Origin of the sequence: Bacillus sp. NPDC094077 (assembly GCF_050279465.1) — a bacterium.
Lineage (GTDB): Bacteria > Bacillota > Bacilli > Bacillales > Bacillaceae_G > Bacillus_A.
In genome coordinates, this window is the sequence record NZ_JBNNUF010000004.1 from 1 (window position 1) to 21,427 (window position 21,427).

Genomic DNA, 21,427 nt, shown 5'->3' on the forward strand with positions numbered 1-21,427 from the left:
GCGGCAACAAACTGGAAATATGCATTTGCAGATGTAGAAGCATATGACGCAAATGGAGTAGCGTACAAGTATGAAGTGAAGGAACAGCCAGTAGCGGGATACCAATCTGACGTACACGGTTATGACATCACAAATACAAAAGTAGGCGAAACAAAAGTAGAAGGAACAAAGATTTGGAACGATAACAATGCAACAGATCGTCCAAGCACAATCAAAGTAGACTTACTACAAAACGGTAAAGTAGTAGATACAAAAGAAGTAACGGCAGAAACAAATTGGAAGTACACGTTTGAAAAACTCCAAGCATACGATGCAGAAGGTAAGGCATACAAGTATGAAGTGAAGGAACAAGCGGTAGCTGGATATGAATCCAAAGTAAATGGTACTGACATCACGAATACAAAAGTGGGCGAAACGAAAGTAGAAGGAACAAAGACGTGGAACGATAACAACGCAACAAATCGTCCAAGCACAATTAAAGTAGACTTACTACAAAACGGTAAAGTAGTAGATACAAAAGAAGTAACAGCGGCAACGAACTGGAAGTACGCGTTTGAAAAACTCCAAGCATACGATGCAAACGGAGTAGCGTACAAGTATGAAGTGAAAGAACAGTCAGTAGCTGGATATGAATCCAAAGTAAATGGTTATGACATCACAAATACAAAAGTAGGCAAAACAAAAGTAGAAGGAACGAAGACATGGAAAGACGATAACGCGAAAGATCGTCCGGAAATGATTAAAGTAGACCTTTTACAAAATGGTACAGTGATTGCGATGCAAGAAGCAAGCAAAGCAACAGGCTGGAAATATGAATTCAAAGATTTAGCAGCGTATGATGAAAATGGAGTAGCGTACAAGTATGAAGTGAAGGAACAACCGGTAGCTGGATATGAATCTAAAGTAAGTGGTACTGACATCACAAATACAAAAGTAGGCGAAACAAAAGTAGAAGGAACGAAAACATGGAAAGACGATAACGCAACAGATCGTCCGGAAATGATCAAAGTAGATCTTTTACAAAATGGTAAAGTAGTAGACACGAAAGAAGTAACAGCGGAAACAAACTGGAAGTACACGTTTGAAAAGCTCCAAGCATACGATGCAGAAGGTAAGGCATACAAGTATGAAGTGAAGGAACAGCCAGTAGTTGGATATGAATCCAAAGTAAGTGGTACTGACATCACAAATACAAAAGTAGGCGAAACAAAAGTAGAAGGAACGAAGACATGGAAAGACGAAAATGCGAAAGATCGTCCGGAAATGATCAAAATAGATCTTTTACAAAACGGTAAAGTAGTAGATACAAAAGAAGTAACAGCGGAAACAAACTGGAAGTACACGTTTGAAAAGCTCCAAGTTTACGATGCAGAAGGTAAGGCATACAAGTATGAAGTGAAGGAACAGCCAGTACCAGGATATGAATCCAAAGTAAAAGGTACTGACATCACAAATACAAAAGTAGGCAAAACAAAAGTAGAAGGAACGAAAACATGGAAAGACGATAACGCGAAAGATCGTCCGGAAATGATTAAAGTAGACCTTCTACAAAATGGTACAGTGATTGCGACGCAAGAAGTAAGCAAAGCAACAGACTGGAAATACGAATTCAAAGATTTAGCAGCATACGATGCAAACGGAGTAGCATACAAGTATGAAGTGAAAGAAAAGCCAGTACCAGGATATGAATCCAAAGTAAAAGGTACTGACATCACAAATACAAAAGTAGGCAAAACAAAAGTAGAAGGAACGAAAACATGGAAAGACGATAACGCGAAAGATCGTCCGGAAATGATTAAAGTAGACCTTCTACAAAATGGTACAGTGATTGCGACGCAAGAAGTAAGCAAAGCAACAGACTGGAAATATGAATTCAAAGATTTAGCAGCATACGATGCAAACGGAGTAGCATACAAGTATGAAGTGAAAGAACAGCCAGTACCAGGATATGAATCCAAAGTAAAAGGTACTGACATCACAAATACAAAAGTAGGCAAAACAAAAGTAGAAGGAACGAAAACATGGAAAGACGATAACGCGAAAGATCGTCCGGAAATGATCAAAGTAGACCTTCTACAAAATGGTACAGTGATTGCGACGCAAGAAGTAAGCAAAGCAACAGACTGGAAATACGAATTCAAAGATTTAGCAGCATACGATGCAAACGGAGTAGCATACAAGTATGAAGTGAAAGAACAACCGGTAGCTGGATATAAATCCGAAGTAAAAGGTTATGACATCACAAATACAAAAATCAAGGACGAACCAAATGTAGATCCGAAAGATCCAAAAGATCCAAGCACAGATCCGAAAGATCCAAGCACAGATCCGAAAGATCCAAGTACAGATCCAAAAGATCCAAGTACAGATCCAAAAGATCCAAGCACAGGTCCAAACACAAATGCAGACAAAAATAGCGATTCAAAAGTTCCACCTACTACAGAAAATGATAAGCCAACATTACTTCCTAACACAGGAGGAACATCAGCAGAAATGAGTTCAATTCTTGGAGGTATGGTATTGTTCCTTTTAGGTGGAATCCTACTCGCTCGTCAGCGAATAAAATAATAAAAAAGCTTTAGATTATTGATTACACTGTAATCTGAGTAGCTGACAAATTAAAAAATTACTATTGATATTGCTCCCTTTAGGTAAGTATTCAAAAACACTTCACGATAAAGTGAAGGGAAGAATGCAGCCTGAAGGGTTTTTTTTATAGAACAAAGAGAACAATTTCAGGGTGGACTCAATTAGCGGCCCAATAATATGATTTGCTTTCATAGAGATAAGCGGCTCTAAAGCGATAACAAAACCGTTTTTAAGAAGCCTATTATTCATTGGACCATAAGCTTAGAGCGTGGTATCTCATGTAATTTAAGGTCAATGCCATGTTCCATTAAGTTTTGGATGAATGCATAGCCATTTTTATGGCTAATTTAGAAATAGTATTTTGTAAGGCTTTGTTCTTGGGTAGCTGCTACAACGTTTATTTTAGGAATAAAGGCATTAGTGCCTGAACACAACTGCAGGAATAATTTTTTCATAATTGAAAAACCTACTTATTAGATGTAATCAATATTATTACAATTTTTATTTTACATAATAATGCTATGTAATAAATGTGTTTTTATTTATATATTACGATTTTAATTATACACCATAATACCATGTAATAAATATGCTTTTATGCATATTTATTTTTTCTCAATAAACAGCCACCGATTAATCGGTGGCTTGAAATAGTATTAAGCGGCTTTTTGTCCTGTTTTCACGGTAGATTGAAGGCTATTATAGACGCCTGTACCAATGACCTCTAATGCCATTTTCATACGTTCTAACGAAATATTTTCTAATACGTTATCTTGAGGTGTGTGATATACCTTTTCAATATGATAGATTAATGGATCCCAACTATCGACGCCCATCCAAATAAATAGTGCAGAAGGAATACCAACTTCAGCAAATGGTACGTGATCACTAGAGCCAAATCTTCCTTGAAGAACGAGATCATTATTTAATTGTTTACCTGCTTGTAATGCTGCATCTGTTACAAAGTTCGTGGAACCGTCAGGAGTCATGGCGTATAAATTCTTTGCTTTATCATAATTTGTTGCAACCATATCAGCGTTGAAGACACCTAAAATGCGATCACGTTCTTTTTGTGATAAGTTTTCTACGTAATATTCAGAACCGAGTAAACCAGTTTCTTCAGAACCAAAAGCGATAAAGCGGACTTCTTTATCAGTTTCTACATTTTGAAAAGCACGAGCTAGTTCTAATATTAATCCTGTACCAGAAGCGTTATCATTCGCTCCAGGTGCTCCAACGACACTATCATAGTGTGAACTTACAACGACAGCTTTTTCATTACCTGTACTATTTTTTGGTTTCTTTTTAGCAATAACATTTAGAGATGTTAAATTAGATTCATGTCTTGCTTTTAGGGAAAGAATTGTTGTCCCTTTTTTTGCGATTTCTTCTTTAAATGCATTTCCTTGAGCATAAGCAAGACCAAAGACAGGGACAGACTGTTTTTTAGTTAAGCGAGGATTGAATGTTTGTCCGTAGTTTCCACGACCTCCAATTAAACTGTATAAAAGAACACCTTTTGCTCCTTTGCTAACAGCATTTTCAACTTGCTTATTATAATCTGCTGCTGTTGCACCTCTTTCGAATAAAACAATTTTTCCGTTTACCTCATTTGGAATATCATCCAATTTTGTTCCACCTTGAACAAAGATAAGAGGAGCTGTAACAGCTTCTGTAGAAATTAGTGCATTGGGAGCAGCGCCAGCTTGCCAATTACGTTTTGTGGATAATGGTGATTCAATAAATCCAACGTATTGATCCGGTACTTGAAAGGGCTGATATTCTACTTCATATCCCATTGATTTAAGTTGCATACCAACGTAGCGAGAGGCCCACTCTTCTGATTTTGTACCGCCTGGGCGGGGACCAATTGTTTCGGATAAGAAACGGATATGCTCGATGGCGCGGCTTGCATCCACTTGTTTTGTGATAGGTGGGATCTGTGTAATTTCTGACGTGGAATTAGCTTTTGCTTGTCCGATTGGAGCTAAGCTAACGGCGAGTGATACAGCAAGCAAGGAGCTTACTATTTTTTGTTTCAGCGATTTTCTCATTTTTTCCTCTCCCATTCTTCTATTCTCTCTGACTGACAAAAGAAGACGGATAACGACTTTATTTTACTTTTAAATATCTGAAATTTCAATTTAATGATATTGAGAAATAAAATGAAACCTTTACTGCCCGCAAATAAGGACAAAAACACCATATGCATATTTGCATATTTTTAGTATATGTATATATGCTATCATTCTAAATGAAGGGTTGCTTTCTATTCTGAAGGCTCCTACATTGCATGAATCTAGTGTACCCAAACTTTAGATTATGTAGGGAAAAGGGATCTGTTACAGGGTTTCCTTTCTCATGTTTGAATCATGTGATGGTAACTATGTTTCCGCATTTCATAATTATCATCAGTGATATATGTAAGGCATCCATATGAAAATACGAGGCTGTTCAAAGGTTTTCCATACTTTTGGACAGCCTCACCCCGTTAAAAAGGTGATACTTTGATGCATCACCTTTTTATTTATATAAGCTTTTACATACCTAAAAATAATAAAAAACAGCCGCTTAGTAGAAGGAATCCACAAAACGGCTGTTTTTTATTATATTTCTGTTAAGATAATCGGTTCACCGCGTGTTACAACGATTGTATGTTCACATTGTGCAACAAGGCTTTTGTCTGGTGTAACGAATGTCCAGCCATCGTCACCGCGCTCAATAATATGATCAGCTTTCATAGAGATAAATGGCTCTACAGCGATAACAAGACCGTCTTTTAGAAGCGCACTATCCATTGGGTCATAATAGCTTAAAATGTGGTTTGGTGCTTCATGTAAGCTAAGACCAATACCGTGGCCAGTTAAGTTTTGAATAACATTGTATCCACTTTTATGTGCAAAGTTTGAAACAGCACGACCAATTTGATTTTGTTTTGAACCAGCTTTTACTTTTTTCATTGCTGCCCAAAATGCATCAACAGCTGCTTGGCAAAGCTTTTCTTTTTCTTCGTCTTCTCCAAGTACAAATGAAATACCTGTATCTGCATAATAACCATCAAGTGCAGCAGATACGTCGACGTTTACTAAGTCACCTTCTTTTAATACACGATCTCCTGGAATACCGTGAGCAACTTCTTCGTTTACACTAATGCAAGTTACACCTGGAAAATCATATTCTTTTTCAGGTGCAGAAATAGCACCATGCTCATCTAATACTTTTTTACCGATCAAATCAAGCTCTTTCGTTGTCATACCTGGCTTCGCTTGTTTTTTCATTTCTTCACGTGCAAGCGCAACGATGCGGCCGATTTTTCGTAAGCCTTCTAAATCTTGTTCATTACGAATAATCATGAAAACCACTGTCCTTCCTCGAATATATATCTTATCCGATTGTATCATGTTTATTTTCGTCCTGCTACTCGCTTGCGGTATGTGGGTTGATTCCTCTCACAAAGAATACATGACAATTGTCATATCGATGTCATGACGCATCATACTGTTTCCTAACTTTTCCAAGGAATACAATGTAAATATAAGAAACAGCGGGGGTGGAGAGATGGAAAAGATTATTGAAGTAAATGGTGTTTCTAAAACATTTAAACATAAAAACGCAGTAAATAACGTTTCATTTCACGTGAATAAAGGAGAAATAGTAGCATTGCTTGGACCGAATGGTGCAGGGAAGACAACGACGATTTCGATGATGCTCGGATTAAAGGATCCGACAGAAGGAAGCGTTTCTATATTTGGAAAGAGTCCAAAGCATAGAGATGTTCGTAACAGTCTCGGTGCGATGCTACAAGAAGTAAGTGTCATTGATAGCATTACAGTGGAAGAGGCAATTGAGTTATTCCGTAGTTATTATACGAATCCGGTAGCGAAAGAAACGTTACTGCAGTTATCAAATTTAGAATCAGAGCGAAAGCAAAGATGTGAAAAATTATCAGGTGGGCAAAAAAGAAGGTTAAATTTTGCGCTCGCACTTGCGGGAAATCCTGATTTGCTATTTTTAGATGAGCCGACAGTTGGGATGGATATTACGTCTCGAAGAACGTTTTGGGAAACGATTAGAAAATTAGCAGGTGAAGGGAAAACGATTATTTTAACGACACACTATTTAGAAGAAGCGGATGCGTTGGCGAATCGTATTTTATTGTTTGCGAATGGAAAGATTATCGCAAATGGTACACCGGACGAAATGAAAGCGACGATTTCGCGAAAAACAATCACGTTTTATTCGAAGGAAAGCATTCCTACAAGATTACTAAAGGAATTACCAAATGTAACAGAAGTACAGTCAAACGAAGGGCGCTTTACTTTAACAACTGAGGATACGGATGCAACTTTAAAAGCAATTTATCAAAAGAACTTACCTGTAACAGACGTTTCAGTTGAACGTGGAAGTCTAGATGAAGCATTTGAACAATTTGTCGCAAATCAGAAGGGGGAAATCGCATGAAAGCATTATGGATGCAATGCAAAATAGAGATTTTACGTACGTTCCGTAATAAATTATTTATCTTTTTCTCATTATTAATGCCAGTTATGTTTTACTACATTTTCACAAATGTTGTTCAAGTACCACAAAATGGAGATGCGTGGAAAGCACATTATTTAATTTCAATGGCGACTTTCAGTATTGTAGGGACTGCACTTTTTAGTTTCGGTGTGAGACTTTCTCAGGAAAAAGGGCAAGGGTGGACACATCTTTTAAAAATTACACCACTTCCAGAGGGTGCGTATATAACAGCTAAAATTATTGCTCAAACAGTAGTGAATGCTTTTTCAATCTTAGTTATTTTTATGGCAGGAATATTAATTAATAATGTGCAATTAACAGTAGGGCAATGGATTGGTGCTGGGTTATGGTTATTATTAGGCGTGACACCATTTTTAGCGCTCGGAACAGTAATAGGTTCAATTAAAAAGGCGGATGCAGCTGCTGGTTTAGCTAATATTTTAAATATGTGTTTAGCAATTCTTGGTGGCCTATGGATGCCAATTGAAATATTTCCAAAAATATTACGATCTATCGGTGAATGGACACCAACATATCATTTTGGAAGCGGTGCATGGGATATTGTCGCTGGAAAATCAGTTGGTTGGGAAAATATCGTGGTACTAGGAGGTTATTTCCTTATATTTGTTGTAGTATCAATATATATAAGAAAAAGACAGGAAGCGGTATAAATGATAGAGAAGAAGAGGTTTGAGGTTTTTCCGAAACATATGGGGTTCTTCCCATATATGTGGCTCGTATATTTGTTATTTCCACTTTATAATTTAACACAAGTATCAGGATGGAAGCTTGTAATAGGGGTCGGTATGTTGATAGTTTTCATTATCACATACCGTCAACTTTATTTTGTTCAGAAGACGTTCGTTTTGTGGGCGTGTATTCAAATGATACTAACCTTTTTATTTGCCGCATTTTATAATCCTTTCATGATATTTTTTGGCTTTTTCACGGCGAGTGCGATGGGATTTGCACCAAGTAAGAAAGTATTTCGGGTGCTATTATGTTTGTTAGTTGTAATGCTTGGAGCATCTGTATTTGTAAATATGAATCAACTAACACCGACAAGTTTAGTGAATATAGTTCCGATGTTTATTTTAATGCTGCTTACACCATTTGGAATGCGTAATTTTAATCAAAAAAAGATGTTAAAGAATCAACTAAATGAAGCAAACGAACAAATTAAGGATTTAGTAAAACGTGAAGAGCGGCAGCGAATTGCAAGGGATCTTCATGACACATTAGGGCATACGTTATCCCTCATTACTTTAAAAAGTCAGCTCGTTGAGAAGTTAATTGTGAAAAATCCGGAGCGTGCAAGTGTGGAAGCGAAGGAAATTACACAAACATCTCGTACAGCTTTAAAGCAGCTGAGGGAATTAATTTCTGATATGCGTATGATTACAGTGGAAGAAGAATTGGAGCAAATAAAGGCGATTTTACAAGCGGCTAATATTGAATTAGAAGTGAAGCAAGAAGCTAATTCTAGTTCGTTATCACCAATTGAACAAAATATTGTAGGAATGTGTTTACGGGAGGCAGTGACGAATGTTGTAAAACATAGTAAAGCGACGCGGTGTACAATCTCTGTATTAGAATCGCAAGGTGAGCTGATTTTGAAAGTAGAAGACAACGGTATCGGTTTAGCGGATCAAAACCATGATGGAAATGGTATCCGCGGTATGAAAGAGCGAATTGCTCTTATTGATGGATTCGTTGAACTAGATACGATAAATTCAGGGACATTGTTAACAGTGAAAGTTCCAATTGTAATTAGAACGGGAAAAGATGAGGTGAGGGCATGATTCGAATTATTATTGCAGAAGATCAACGGATGCTTCGTGGCGCATTAGGAGCCCTACTTGATCTAGAAGATGATATTGAAGTTGTTGGGCAAGCGGCGAACGGGGAAGAGGCGTTAAAATTAATCGAATCGCTAAAGCCTGATATAAGTATTATGGATATTGAAATGCCGATTCAAAGTGGTTTAGATGTTGCTGAAACGTTGAAGAAGGAGAAATCATCTTGTAAAGTAATGATTTTAACAACATTTGCGCGTCCCGGTTATTTTGAAAGAGCAATGAAAGCTGGTGTGCACGGATATTTGTTAAAGGATAGCCCGAGCGAAGATTTAGCTACAGCGATTCGTAATGTAATGAAGGGAAAACGAGAAGTCTCTCAAGATTTAATGTTCGGCTTATGGCAGGAGCAAAACCCGTTATCAGATCGTGAAAAAGAAGTATTGTTACTTGCGAAAGAAGGTAAGACGGCAAATGAAATTGCGAAGACACTTTATCTTTCACCCGGTACAGTACGTAATTACATTTCTGAAGTATTAACGAAGCTTGATGCAAAAAATAGGATTGAGGCAATTACAATTGCGGAAGAAAAGGGTTGGATATGAAAAAGAAGTTTACCTATAAGGGGTAAACTTCTTTTTTATTATTGTACTTCTATTACCTTATTTACTTTTTGTAATGGTTTGTAACCATGTGCTTCAAATGCTTTCGCAAATTCATTTGATACGGTTGTGCCATATAAATCTTTTGCAGCTTGTACGATGTGGGATTGAAGCGATTCAAAGTCTTCGGCTGAAGTTGCGTAGTTTTGCAATGCACGCATAACAACTTTACTTACCTTTTCATTACCTTGTTTTTGAACAGAGGCACCGTTATATGTTTTACCTTCAGCTAATTGATATAATACGTGACTAATAATACCAGAATTCACGTGAGACTCTTGATCATTGCCATCGTTATAGAAATCTTGTAAGTTTGTATATAATTTATGACCTCCGTCACCAATTTCTCCCGGAATGTCACGGATTGTTAGGCCACCTAACGTATCGCCCATAATCCAGTTTCCTTTATCTTTCTTTACGTAATATTCGATTTGTGTACCCCAGAAATCTGCTAACCCCTCGTTTAGCGCAGATGTCTCAGCACTTGGATATCTCACAATTTTATTTTTCGTTGTACCGCTAAATACAGCATGTCCAAATTCATGAGCTGTTACGTCAAGAGCGGATGTTAATTTTCCGTTTAATCCATCACCAAATACCATTTGGTTCCAAGCTGGATGCCAAAATGCATTTATATAGTCTTCTTTTACACCATCACTAACTTCAGTAGAATCAAAACCGTGTACACTAGCAACAACCTTTGAATCCTTATTATCGTAACTTTTTAGATTGTGTTTTTTCTTGAAGTAATCATAAATATCACTCATGTTTTTCATAACACCAGCAGCTTCTTTATCTGCAAAGTTAGGGGTACTGCTTGAAATAAGTGTCCCTGGATAACCTGCTTGACTATATCCGCCGAGAGAATCAGCGTAGTTTGCATTATAAATGTAAATACCATTTCCGCGTGATAGATCAGCTAAATAAAATTTTCCATCAGTACCTTTGGCGATATTGAAAGAGATGTTTTCCTGAAGTGCATTTTTCCCAGCTCCTTGCTCTTTTGCAGGGGATAGGCTAGGTGATGTTACTTGATTTATAGTTTTATTCTCTTTATTTTTAATGAATTTTTCTTGGAAAAGTACTTCGCCAGTTTTTAAATCAACGATTGCATTACCGTTTATAATTTGTTCATGGTTTTCGTAAGTAAATGTAATAACAGTTGCGAACGTGTAATAACCATCTTTTTTCTTATAAACAACGGTTTCGCTAGAGAATTCTGTTTCAGCCGCATCGTTTGGAATTTGAACTGTATCGCGTAATTTAGATTTCACTTCATTTTTCGACAAAAAATTTGTTATAGTAAGATTAGGTTGTTGGTCTAAATTTTGGACAACTTTACCACTAACAGTAGTAATCACTCCATTTTTATCTACTTTTACAATGAGATCTTGACCATATACTTTATAGTTTTTGTAAGTTTGTGCAAGGCGAACTTCGGTTTGATTTTCTTTTGTTTCTTTATTTGTAGGTTGAAAATTAACATTTTTTTCAGTTGTAACTTGCTCTTGTTGAGCTTTAGCCCCGTTTACCTCACCTTTTAAATATTTTTTAGCAATATTCTCTTTCGTATCATTTTGAGGTTCTGTTAATTTCCCGATTGTTAAACCAGGCTGAGCAATTTCAACTTTTATTTCACTTTTGTCTAATTCTTGAGCATGAATAGCTTCTGTTGATAAAGGACAAAGAAGACCGAATGTAACGAAAGCACTGGCAAGTTTTCTATAATTCATCTATAACACTCCTAATCTATTATTGTATGTGAGATGAATTGTATGAAAAATTTGCCGAATTTTATATATTTTATGCATTATTTCATATCAAAAATTGTCGAATGCACATTATTGTAGTGGTATGACAACTTAACAAATTAGATTGTTATAATGGGATGGTGAGTAAGTATGCACGCAGAAAAATTAGGAAGTGAAATTAAGAAAATTAGAGTAATGAGGGGGTTAACACAGAAACAGCTCTCTGATAATGTATGTCATCAGTCGGAAGTGAGCCGAATTGAATCGGGCGCGGTATACCCAAGTATGGATATATTGCAAGGTATTGCAGCAAAGTTACAAGTTCCCATTACTCATTTTTATGAGGTACTCCTTTATTCTGATATTGAGAGGAAAAAGCAGTTTAAAGATCGAATTCAAGTATTGAGCAAGAAGAAAAAATATGATGAAATTTATAAAATCGTTTCAAATGAGCTTAAAAAAGAAAAATTCCATCCAGAATTCAATCAGTTTCTTCTTTGGCACTATTACTTATCTGCATACGTTTTGAAGAAAATTGATTTTGAATATTGTATTTTAGAGTTAAAAAAAATTGTACATCAATCATATGGGGGGGTAGATGTATTTCAAAATTTATATATTGAAAATTCTATTGCAATCATCTATGCGGAAAATGATCAATTGGACAGAGCAATAACATTATTCCGGGATATTTTAGAACAATTAGAATCGTTACATAATAATCAAGCGTTTATAGTTAAAGTTCGATATAACTATGCAAAAGCTTTATATTTGAGTGATCAGTTTGAAGAGGCGCTATATCAAGTAAATGAAGCAATTGAGGCTTCTTGTCATATGGGAAGTATGGAGTTAATTGGGCATTTATATTACCAAAAGGGTGAGTGCCTGGAGAAATTAGATTATTCATCAAATGAAATTAAAGAAGTTTATGAGAAAGCTTCTTTATTCTTTGATTTATTAGATTTGCATTCATATAAAGGGGCTTTATTAAAGAAAAAGAAATATTTAAATTAAGATTGGCCAAAATATGCATATTTGCATATTTTACAAGTGTATTTTTGTGATATATTTACAAGAAAAAACATAGGGTGATAAATATGAAGAAATTTCTTGCTTGTAGTTTAGTAGCAGTTGCAATGTTGGCTGGTGTTGTCTTTGGAGTAAGTCAAGAGCAAGCGTTAACAAATCAACAAGAGCAGGTACAGTTAGCTTCAGATATACCGTTTGAACATTAAAAAACAACCGTCTTACTTAGACGGTTGTTTTTTTGTGGAGTAACATCCAAACGTCTTTACTAGAAACAGGTTTGCTAATAAAGAATCCTTGAATGTGGTCACAGTTTTGTTCATATAAAAACTTCCATTGTTCTTCTGTTTCTACACCTTCTGCAATAACTTCTAAATTTAGTTCTTTTGATAGTGTAATAATGGAAGAGATAATTGCTTCCTCTAAGGGGCTATTCGTGATTCCACAAACAAACTCGCGAGCAATTTTTAATGTATTGATTGGATATTTTGTTAAATAAGCTAAAGAGCTATAACCAGTTCCAAAGTCATCGATTGAAATTTGAATGCCAAGGTTTTGAAGCTGTTCTAGTTTGGATATGACAGATTGATTTTGATTAATTGCGATACTTTCTGTAATTTCAATATCCAGTGCTTCTGGTTTTAATTGTGTTTCTTCTAACACTTTTGAAATAGTCGGGATTAAATCTGCATGGTTAAATTGAACAACAGATAAATTCACACCAACCTTTAAGTGAGAAAACCCTTGGTTATGCCATTTTTTGGCTTCTAGGCAAGCGGTACGTAAAATCCAATTTCCAAGTTCAATAATAAAACCAGTTTCCTCTGCAAGGGGAATAAATTGGGCAGGAGATACGATGCCTAGTTTTGGATGCTTCCAACGGATTAACGCTTCAAAACCGATGATTTGTTTTGTTGTCGTGCTTACTTGTGGCTGGTATTCAAGGAAAAATTCATTTTGTTGTAATGCTTTTGAAAGCTCGCCTTCTAAGAACTGGATCTCATTTTGGGCAATACTTATTTCTTTTGAGAAGAAAACAAATCGATTTTTCCCATTTGCTTTCGCGCGATACATAGCGATATCAGCATTTTTCATTAATTCGGTTACATCGGTTCCATAATCAGGATACATTGCAATTCCGATACTTGGTGTAATAGATAGTTCTTCATCTTTAATGAAGAATGGTTTGTTTAAGATAGTTAAAATCTGTTCAGCTATAAAAGTAGCACTTTTTTCTGAGTACATATCTGGTAATAGAATTGTAAACTCATCGCCACCTTGCCGAGCAACGATATCTTTTGAACGCAAACATCCGCGTAATCTTTTAGCTACTTCAATTAACAATAAATCTCCAATATCATGACCGAGACGATCATTAATTTTTTTGAATCGATCTAAATCAAGGAACATGACGGCAATGTCATTTGCACTAGTTTGAGCTGTATTTAAAATAGCCTTTACATCTTTTTCAAACTTGCGGCGATTTGGTAATCCGGTAAGGGCATCGTGAAATGCCAAATGTTCTACTTGTTTTTGTTTTTCATATAAAGTTGTAATATCACGCGCTATACCGAACATCCCAACAACTTCTTTATTTATAAAAGTAGGGATGAGTGTAATGTGAAGGTAATAATAGTAGCCTTCTTTCTCTTTTGTACGAACCTCTAACGTTTGTGGTCTACCTTCTTTTGTTATTTGTAACGCTCTCTTTAGTAAATCGTGGTCTTTTGGATCAATGAAGTGTAGAAGGGAATAGCTTGCTACTTCACAATAATAGGCAGTAAATAAGCTTTCACAAGCCTTATTAGAATGTTGGAAAATACCATTCATATTTAAAGAGAAAACGGCATCAGGATGATCTTCGAATAAAGATTTATAGCGTTGTTCACTTTTTGATAATGCAAATGCACCTTCTTCAACTTCATCTTCTAGTTGTGTAGTCAACTGTTCATACGTATCGATTAATACTTGATTATCTTTCCACATGTAAAGTTGTTGTAGGAATAATAAGATAAGTGATAATACGAGACCAATTAACATGAACTTATCATCCCAAGGCTGAATGATAATAAAGGAAAAAGTAATGCTTATACTAAAATAAGGTAGTATAAAGCGTACATAATCGAATCGATAATATTTTGCTTTCGTTTCATGTTGCATTGGTTTATCCAAAATGTATAGTATGGACGATAAACTGATTAATAAAATCGAAGCCGTATGTATTAAGTAAGAGAGTTCAGAAGAAGTTTTCATTCCTGCGTTTAACTGGAACAGGTGTATATATCCGTACACAAGTATAATAGTAAAGCCGATAATTAATGAAATTCTACTTGAAGAATATTGCTCTCTTCTATATAGGCTAATAACGGCGTAAATTACTAATGATTGTGCAATAAAATATCCAATTAAAACCCACGTATCCTTTGTTAACATATGAAAGCTTGAAATGTTTAGAATAAAGGTTAAGGTAAAGTAAATATTCATAATAATAATAAAGATACTATCAAATGAAAACTGAGCAAGACCTCTAATGGAGTAATGCTTTATGAACTTTATAGCAAATCCAGCAAAAAGCAAAATATATTGTATGATGAAAAAGGGTAATGCTTTATATGAGAATATGACTTGATTATGTATAGAACGTGAATGAAGAAATAAGGTTATCTCCATAGCTAATCCGCATAGGCAAGTACATAGTAATAAAATCCAAAATAATTTATCACCGCGTTTCATTTTCTTAATTGCTTTAAATAAGCAATAACAAGAAAAGAGTGCAGCAAAACAAAATAAGAAAAGGATTCCCATTTCTTTTATGTTCCACTCCTTTGGAATAAGGAATATCCAAAGAGAAAATATACAAATATAAATGATGACAAATTGTACATACTTTTTTTGATTAATCATATTATGACTCCGTTTCAATAAAGTTGAATCGCAGGAGGAAAATGCTAATTTAAATAATAGCATATAAAATAGGAACTTTTTTACTATAAGAATTACTTTTTGAAAAAAAGCGCAACATTACAATTTACCATTGTAATGTTGCACCATTTTTTCTTTTTATTCCTTTTATAGAAGAAAGTTCACGTATTAATTGCAATAGCGCTAAATCCTTCTGCTTACTTTCAATCATAATATCGAAATTATGATTGATTTTTTTTGCGATGTGTAAAAAGGGCTTAATAAACTCTAAATCGATATACTCAGCGTGAGCCCTGAATTCTTTTTCTGATTTAGGAGAGGAAATGTGGACTTTAGGAGGAACATTTGTATGTAACCAAGTTTCAAAAATAGCAGGGAGTAACTCTTCTAGTGGTTCATCACAAAGATTAGCCATATGATGGTGGTAATCAAATACGAAAGGGATATTTTCTTTTTGACAAATAGATAACGTTTCAGAAGTTGTATACGTTTTATCATCGTTTTCAAGAGTCATTTGTTTTTTTATATGTGCGGGAAGTTTCTTTATGTTTTCATGGAAACGCTCAATTGCTGTTTCTTTATTTCCATATGCTCCACCTATATGGATGTTGATATAAGAAGAATCCGCAATTCCCATCGCATCTAATACTTTATAATGATAGGTCATATCTGTAATAGCGTTAGTTGTAATATGTGGTTTGTCACTTGTAAATAAAGTAAATTGATTTGGATGGAAGCTTATTCGTAGATTGTGCTCTTGAATTAATGCTCCTATTTTACGCCAAAGTGGTGCAAATACTTCAATATAATCAAACTCGACTTCAGGATGTGTTGCAAGTGGTACGATGGAAGAAGAAAGGCGATATAATGGGATCTCATGTGCTATATTGTAATGAAGGATACGTATTGTGTGCTCTAGATTTTGTCTTGTAACATGGTACAATTTATCTTCTCGCTCTTGTTTGTTGAGTTTTTTAAAGGTTGTAAATGTCATCGTTTTGGCAGGAGAACAGTCCCACAGTGCCATTGCATGTGAGACATATCCAAACCTCATAATCATATGTGATACACCTCTTTTACGCATTATCTTTCCTATAAGAAGAAAGCAAGTATTGTTCCTATCCATTCTTTCCCCCTATCAATAAGAGAACGTGGACTGACATCTTTAAAGGAAAGTAATGACGCGTTTTCTAGATCTTCATGAAATTTACTTTTTACTGTTTGTATGAAATGTTTATCATATAAAAGGCAGTTGATTTCATGGTTAATATATAAACTGCGCATATCAAAATTTGCAGTTCCGATATCACAAATATCATCATCTACTATAATAATTTTAGCGTGAAAAAACCCTTGTTGAAATGCATAAATGTCGCATCCAGCCTGTATTAATTTTCGGCAGTATGGGAATTTTGCTTCTCGAACAAGTGGGTGATCAGCCTTTTCTGGGACGAGAATCGTTATTTGAACCCCTCTTTCCCTTGCTTTTAATAGAGCGTTCATAATTTTTTTGCCAGGAATGAAATATGGTGTACCGATAAAGAGTTCTTTTTTCGCACTGTCAATTAAATGTAAAAAAGTATGTTGTAAATAGGCCCCATCAGTCGGAATAAATTGATGTGGGATGGTACCTTGTTTCTGTTTCGGAAAATAAAGAGAAGTACCCAATAAATTTTGGTTTGTATCATCAAACCAGTCATGTAAAAATTGCTTTTGTAAATCTTGAATCCCTTCTCCTGTAAGACGTAAATGATAGTCGCGCCATAGTCCTAATCGCTGATTATGTCCTAAGTACTCTTCGCCGATATTAAATCCCCCAATATAGCCAATTTGTCCATCAATGACTGTAATTTTTCTATGATTTCTTTGATTGGCAGAAAAGAAAGGAAAGGGGAATTTGACCTCATGACAAAATGAAAAAGAGACACCATGTTTTTGTAGGGAATGAATGGCTTCTTTTGATAAATGATGGCTACCAAATCGATCCAGCAAAAGTCGCACTTCAATGCCTTCCTGTGCTTTATCAATAAGTAACTTTAAAAACTCCCGACTAATCTTATCGTTTTTTACAATGAAGAATAAAATGTGCACATGGTGCTTCGCTTGTTTTATATCAGTAAATAAAGCATCATATAAATCCTTTCCATATGTATAAAGATGAAAATCACTTTGACGTAAAGGGAAAGTGCGAGAGCGCACACGTTTTAAATGAAGGAGTCTTCCATACGAAAGGTCAATTGTGATCCAAATAGTAACGCATATTAACAAGAGAGATAAGAAGAACATCAGTGAATCCCCTCCTTCGCATTCTTTTCACCTTCAGTTTGTTACAAATGATCCGGGTAGTAAGATTGCTATTATAAATTTCATCGGAAGATAGCGCGGTTTATTCATTAAAGTTTCACTTTATCCCGCATTAACTGGCAGTAAGACCCCCACCTCAAAATTCGGCACATGCGAGGAAGTTAGATGGGAGATTAACTGCCCGTAAAAGCCCGATTGGTTCAACTAATAATCAGAGGGCGATGGACAAAACCCCCTCTGATTAAAGTTTCACTTTATAGTTTCACCGAAATAAACAGCTTTATTAAAAAATATGTTGTTGTATAACAAAAAACTGTTGACTGAATGCTCACTCATTATATAATGAAGGTAGGGGATAAAATTCAGAAAATTATATGTTTTTGAAGATTCTAAAAAAGAAAGAAAGCTTACAAAGAGAGGGGTAGCATAAAAATGAATAGCTTATTGATCATTAATTGGCTGGCTGCCATTGCTGTTATTGCTTATGCGGGATATTTGTTTGTATATCTTATACGAACGAGAATGGCCTACATACAATTAGGAAAAAAAATTGAATTTGACCGTCGTTTTAAAGAGCGTTGGGATCTTCTTAAGGTCAATGTTTTCGGTCAGAAAAAGCTGCTGAAAGATAAAAAGAGCGGCATCATTCACGTTATGTTCTTTTACGGATTTATTCTTGTCCAATTTGGAGCAATCGACTTCGTTTGGAAAGGACTCGCACCAGGATCACATCTTCCACTTGGACCACTATACCCTGCATTTACATTCTTCCAGGAAATTGTCACACTCGTTATTTTAATTGCAGTCTTTTGGGCTTTTCATAGACGTTATGTTGAAAAGCTTGTTCGTTTAAAACGTAATTTCAAATCAGGCCTTGTCCTTATTTTTATCGGTGGTTTAATGCTTTCAGTGCTACTTGGTAACGGGATGGGGATTATATGGCACGGCGAGGAATTTTCATGGAGTGAACCAATCGCTTCTGTAATCGCTTACGTTTTCTCGGGAGTAAATGAAACCGTAGCTATTTCAGTGTTTTATTTCTCGTGGTGGGTGCATTTACTAATTTTGTTAACGTTTTTAGTTTATGTACCGCAATCAAAACATGCGCATTTAATTGCTGGACCAGTCAACGTATTTTTTGGACGTCTTTCAAATCCAGGGAAACTTGAAAAGATCGATTTTGAAGATGAAACACAAGAAACGTTCGGTGTTGGTAAAATTGAAGACTTTAGACAAAATCAGCTCGTTGATTTATATGCTTGTGTAGAGTGTGGCCGTTGTACAAATATGTGCCCGGCAACAGGAACAGGAAAAATGTTATCACCGATGGATTTAATTTTAAAACTTCGTGATCATTTAACTGATAAAGGGGCAGCGGTAACATCAAAGGCACCGTGGGTTCCAGTTGTTGCTTTTAATAATACACAAGGAAATCAGTTGGCGATGATGGCAGCTGGAAAAGGACAACAAGAATCAGCGGCTACAGCATTAGCTTACGATCCAAGTTTAATCGGAGACGTTATTACAGAAGAAGAGATTTGGGCATGTACAACGTGTCGTAACTGTGAGGACCAGTGCCCAGTTATGAATGAGCATGTTGACAAAATTATTGACTTACGCCGCTATCTCGTTTTAACAGAAGGAAAAATGGATGCAGAAGCACAACGTGCAATGACAAACATTGAACGTCAAGGAAATCCATGGGGTCTAAATCGTAAAGAGCGTGAAACATGGCGCCAAGGTGATGATGAGGTAACCGTTCCAACTGTGAAAGAGAAATCAAAAGCTGGTGAGGAATTCGAATATTTATTCTGGGTTGGTTCAATGGGATCATATGATAACCGCAGTCAGAAAATTGCGATATCATTTGCGAAGTTAATGAACGAGGCAGGCATCTCATTCGCGATTCTTGGTAATAAAGAAAAGAACTCTGGAGATACACCGCGCCGCCTTGGAAATGAATTCGTATTCCAAGAGATGGCGACAAAGAATATTGAAGAATTTGAAAAAGCAGGAGTGAAGAAAATCGTTACGATTGACCCTCATGCTTATAACACATTTAAAAATGAGTATCCGGACTTTGGTTTGCAAGCAGAAGTCTATCATCATACAGAATTGTTAGCTCAGTGGGTGAAAGAAGGGCGCTTAAAACCTGTTCACCCTATTGAAGAGACTGTTACGTACCATGATTCCTGTTACTTAGGAAGATACAACGAAGTATACGAAGCACCACGCGATATTTTGAAAGCGATTCCTGGTGTGAACCTTGTAGAAATGGCACGTAACCGTGAAACCGGAATGTGCTGTGGCGCAGGTGGTGGCTTAATGTGGATGGAGGAGACAACAGGTTCTCGTATTAACGTTGCTCGTACAGAACAAGCGCTTGCTGTGCAGCCATCCATTATCGGTACAGGGTGTCCATATTGCTTAACGATGATTAGTGATGGGACGAAAGCGAAAGAAGTAGAAGAAAAAGTTCAAACGCTTGATGTAACAGAGATTTTAGAACGCTCTGTTATCGGGCAGAAGAAAGAAGCAATGTAATTTGTAGGAATGCATACAACTTTAGAGAGAGAGGTGCAATAATTGCACCTCTTCTCAACGTAAGAATACCGAACGAGCGCTCAGCGCTAACAAATGAAATGGGGGAAATGGACATGAGTAAAACAGTTATTTTAAGTGCTGCAAGAACACCGGTTGGAAAATTTGGAGGAACTTTAAAAGACGTAAAAGCAACAGAACTTGGAGGAATCGCAATTAAGGCAGCGCTTGAAAGAGCAGATGTTGCCGCTAGCGATGTTGAAGAAGTTATATTCGGAACAGTTATCCAAGGAGGGCAAGGGCAAATTCCATCACGCCAAGCAGCGAGAGCAGCTGGAATCCCTTGGGAAGTGCAGACGGAAACAGTGAATAAAGTTTGTGCATCAGGGCTTCGCGCAGTTACTTTAGCAGATCAAATTATTCGTACTGGTGATCAATCGCTTATTGTAGCTGGTGGAATGGAATCGATGAGCAACAGTCCTTACATTTTACGAGGAGCAAGATGGGGATACAGAATGGGTCACAACGAAGTTATCGATTTAAACGTTGCGGATGGTTTAACATGCGCATTTTCAGGTATACACATGGGTGTTTATGGCGGAGAAGTTGCAAAAGAAGACGGAATCTCTCGCGAAGCACAAGATGAATGGGCATATCGTAGTCATCAACGTGCGGTGTCAGCACATAAGGAAGGTCGTTTTGAAGAGGAGATTGTACCAGTAACAATTCCGCAAAGAAAAGGCGATCCTATCGTCGTTGCTAAGGATGAAGCGCCACGTGAAGATACAACGATTGAAAAATTAGCGAAATTAAAACCAGTATTTGATAAGACGGCAACAGTAACAGCTGGTAATGCTCCAGGATTGAATGATGGCGGTGCTGCACTTGTATTAATGAGCGAGGACAGAGCGAAGCAAGAAGGAAGAAAGCCATTAGCGACAATTTTAGCGCATACGGCAATCGCGGTAGAATCGAAGGATTTCCCAAGAACGCCAGGTTATGCAATTAACGAATTGCTGAAAAAGACAGGTAAGACAATTGAAGAAATCGATTTATTTGAGATTAATGAAGCATTTGCAGCGGTAGCAATTGCGAGTACGGAAATTGCTGGGATTGATCCGGAAAAATTGAATGTAAATGGCGGTGCGGTAGCGATGGGGCACCCGATTGGAGCAAGTGGAGCACGTATTATCGTTACACTGATCCACGCACTGAAGCAGCGCGGCGGCGGAATTGGAATTGCTTCGATTTGTAGCGGTGGTGGTCAAGGTGATGCAGTGATGATTGAGGTTCATTAATTTACGTGTAGAAAACG

The 21,427-nt window shown here is 36.5% G+C and carries 15 protein-coding genes and 1 pseudogene; 9 read left to right on the forward strand and 7 right to left on the reverse strand.

Going from position 1 to position 21,427, the window contains the following annotated elements:
• On the forward strand, positions 1-2,568 hold a 2,568-nt coding region (locus ACQKNR_RS11795; protein WP_427318007.1), incomplete at its 5' end, for a Cna B-type domain-containing protein.
• 192 nt (positions 2,569-2,760) lie between these two features.
• On the opposite strand, the pseudogene ACQKNR_RS11800 reads toward ACQKNR_RS11795, so the two are convergent.
• The 3 genes and pseudogenes from ACQKNR_RS11800 to map all read right to left on the reverse strand — a co-directional run.
• A pseudogene (locus ACQKNR_RS11800) lies at positions 2,761-2,933 on the reverse strand (M24 family metallopeptidase); the annotation flags it as partial.
• A 312-nt stretch (positions 2,934-3,245) separates the two neighbouring features.
• A complete protein-coding gene (locus ACQKNR_RS11805; protein ID WP_427318009.1) occupies positions 3,246-4,643 on the reverse strand; it encodes a M28 family metallopeptidase in 1,398 nt (465 codons plus the stop codon).
• A 552-nt stretch (positions 4,644-5,195) separates the two neighbouring features.
• On the reverse strand, positions 5,196-5,990 hold the full coding sequence (gene map, locus ACQKNR_RS11810) for a type I methionyl aminopeptidase (protein ID WP_427318011.1): 795 nt from the start codon (positions 5,988-5,990) through the stop codon (positions 5,196-5,198).
• 157 nt (positions 5,991-6,147) lie between these two features.
• Here map and ACQKNR_RS11815 point away from each other — a divergent pair, with 157 nt between their 5' ends.
• The 4 genes from ACQKNR_RS11815 to ACQKNR_RS11830 are packed head-to-tail and all read left to right on the forward strand — an operon-like array spanning position 6,148 to position 9,511.
• Positions 6,148-7,050, forward strand: a complete 903-nt coding sequence (locus ACQKNR_RS11815; protein ID WP_193412671.1) for an ABC transporter ATP-binding protein — start codon at positions 6,148-6,150, stop codon at positions 7,048-7,050.
• On the forward strand, positions 7,047-7,781 hold the full coding sequence (locus tag ACQKNR_RS11820; protein WP_427318013.1) for an ABC transporter permease: 735 nt from the start codon (positions 7,047-7,049) through the stop codon (positions 7,779-7,781). The genes ACQKNR_RS11815 and ACQKNR_RS11820 overlap by 4 nt, the downstream gene beginning before the upstream one ends.
• A complete protein-coding gene (locus ACQKNR_RS11825; RefSeq protein WP_427318015.1) occupies positions 7,782-8,912 on the forward strand; it encodes a sensor histidine kinase in 1,131 nt (376 codons plus the stop codon).
• Complete coding sequence (locus ACQKNR_RS11830) at positions 8,909-9,511, forward strand: response regulator transcription factor (RefSeq protein WP_427318017.1); 603 nt, start codon at positions 8,909-8,911, stop codon at positions 9,509-9,511. Before ACQKNR_RS11825 ends, ACQKNR_RS11830 begins: the two co-directional genes overlap by 4 nt.
• A gap of 38 nt (positions 9,512-9,549) precedes the next feature.
• On the opposite strand, the gene ACQKNR_RS11835 is transcribed toward ACQKNR_RS11830, so the two are convergent.
• Positions 9,550-11,301: a M4 family metallopeptidase gene (locus tag ACQKNR_RS11835; RefSeq protein ID WP_427318018.1), complete on the reverse strand. Its 1,752-nt coding sequence runs from the start codon at positions 11,299-11,301 to the stop codon at positions 9,550-9,552.
• A gap of 168 nt (positions 11,302-11,469) precedes the next feature.
• Between ACQKNR_RS11835 and ACQKNR_RS11840 the strand changes: the two genes are divergently transcribed.
• Both ACQKNR_RS11840 and ACQKNR_RS11845 read left to right on the forward strand, forming a co-directional pair.
• On the forward strand, positions 11,470-12,333 hold the full coding sequence (locus ACQKNR_RS11840) for a helix-turn-helix domain-containing protein (protein WP_427318020.1): 864 nt from the start codon (positions 11,470-11,472) through the stop codon (positions 12,331-12,333).
• A gap of 83 nt (positions 12,334-12,416) precedes the next feature.
• Complete coding sequence (locus ACQKNR_RS11845; RefSeq protein ID WP_427318022.1) at positions 12,417-12,554, forward strand: quorum-sensing peptide PapR; 138 nt, start codon at positions 12,417-12,419, stop codon at positions 12,552-12,554.
• Positions 12,555-12,570: 16 nt separating this feature from the next.
• Here ACQKNR_RS11845 and ACQKNR_RS11850 read toward each other — a convergent pair whose 3' ends face one another.
• The 3 genes from ACQKNR_RS11850 to cls all read right to left on the reverse strand — a co-directional run bounded on the left by ACQKNR_RS11850 (position 12,571) and on the right by cls (position 17,553).
• Positions 12,571-15,249, reverse strand: coding sequence for a DUF4084 domain-containing protein (locus ACQKNR_RS11850; protein WP_427318024.1), 2,679 nt, complete (start codon positions 15,247-15,249; stop codon positions 12,571-12,573).
• A 124-nt stretch (positions 15,250-15,373) separates the two neighbouring features.
• Positions 15,374-16,327 (reverse strand): UV DNA damage repair endonuclease UvsE, encoded by a 954-nt coding sequence (uvsE, locus tag ACQKNR_RS11855; RefSeq protein WP_427318026.1) that lies wholly within the window; start codon positions 16,325-16,327, stop codon positions 15,374-15,376.
• 32 nt (positions 16,328-16,359) lie between these two features.
• Positions 16,360-17,553 (reverse strand): cardiolipin synthase, encoded by a 1,194-nt coding sequence (gene cls / locus ACQKNR_RS11860; protein ID WP_427318028.1) that lies wholly within the window; start codon positions 17,551-17,553, stop codon positions 16,360-16,362.
• Positions 17,554-18,003: 450 nt separating this feature from the next.
• Between cls and ACQKNR_RS11865 the strand changes: the two genes are divergently transcribed.
• Both ACQKNR_RS11865 and ACQKNR_RS11870 read left to right on the forward strand, forming a co-directional pair.
• Positions 18,004-20,115 (forward strand): heterodisulfide reductase-related iron-sulfur binding cluster, encoded by a 2,112-nt coding sequence (locus tag ACQKNR_RS11865; RefSeq protein WP_427318030.1) that lies wholly within the window; start codon positions 18,004-18,006, stop codon positions 20,113-20,115.
• A gap of 38 nt (positions 20,116-20,153) precedes the next feature.
• Positions 20,154-21,410 (forward strand): acetyl-CoA C-acetyltransferase, encoded by a 1,257-nt coding sequence (locus tag ACQKNR_RS11870; protein ID WP_427318431.1) that lies wholly within the window; start codon positions 20,154-20,156, stop codon positions 21,408-21,410.
• Positions 21,411-21,427 lie beyond the last annotated feature (17 nt).

Excerpts from the sequence above, each read along its gene's own strand:
- ACQKNR_RS11805 (WP_427318009.1), bottom strand. The coding sequence starts at position 4,643 with ATGAGAAAATCGCTGAAACAAAAAATAGTAAGCTCCTTGCTTGCTGTA.
- map (WP_427318011.1), bottom strand. The coding sequence starts at position 5,990 with ATGATACAATCGGATAAGATATATATTCGAGGAAGGACAGTGGTTTTC.
- ACQKNR_RS11815 (WP_193412671.1), top strand. The coding sequence starts at position 6,148 with ATGGAAAAGATTATTGAAGTAAATGGTGTTTCTAAAACATTTAAACAT.
- ACQKNR_RS11820 (WP_427318013.1), top strand. The coding sequence starts at position 7,047 with ATGAAAGCATTATGGATGCAATGCAAAATAGAGATTTTACGTACGTTC.
- ACQKNR_RS11825 (WP_427318015.1), top strand. The coding sequence starts at position 7,782 with ATGATAGAGAAGAAGAGGTTTGAGGTTTTTCCGAAACATATGGGGTTC.
- ACQKNR_RS11830 (WP_427318017.1), top strand. The coding sequence starts at position 8,909 with ATGATTCGAATTATTATTGCAGAAGATCAACGGATGCTTCGTGGCGCA.
- ACQKNR_RS11835 (WP_427318018.1), bottom strand. The coding sequence starts at position 11,301 with ATGAATTATAGAAAACTTGCCAGTGCTTTCGTTACATTCGGTCTTCTT.
- ACQKNR_RS11840 (WP_427318020.1), top strand. The coding sequence starts at position 11,470 with ATGCACGCAGAAAAATTAGGAAGTGAAATTAAGAAAATTAGAGTAATG.
- ACQKNR_RS11845 (WP_427318022.1), top strand. The coding sequence starts at position 12,417 with ATGAAGAAATTTCTTGCTTGTAGTTTAGTAGCAGTTGCAATGTTGGCT.
- ACQKNR_RS11850 (WP_427318024.1), bottom strand. The coding sequence starts at position 15,249 with ATGATTAATCAAAAAAAGTATGTACAATTTGTCATCATTTATATTTGT.
- uvsE (WP_427318026.1), bottom strand. The coding sequence starts at position 16,327 with ATGATTATGAGGTTTGGATATGTCTCACATGCAATGGCACTGTGGGAC.
- cls (WP_427318028.1), bottom strand. The coding sequence starts at position 17,553 with ATGTTCTTCTTATCTCTCTTGTTAATATGCGTTACTATTTGGATCACA.
- ACQKNR_RS11865 (WP_427318030.1), top strand. The coding sequence starts at position 18,004 with ATGAATAGCTTATTGATCATTAATTGGCTGGCTGCCATTGCTGTTATT.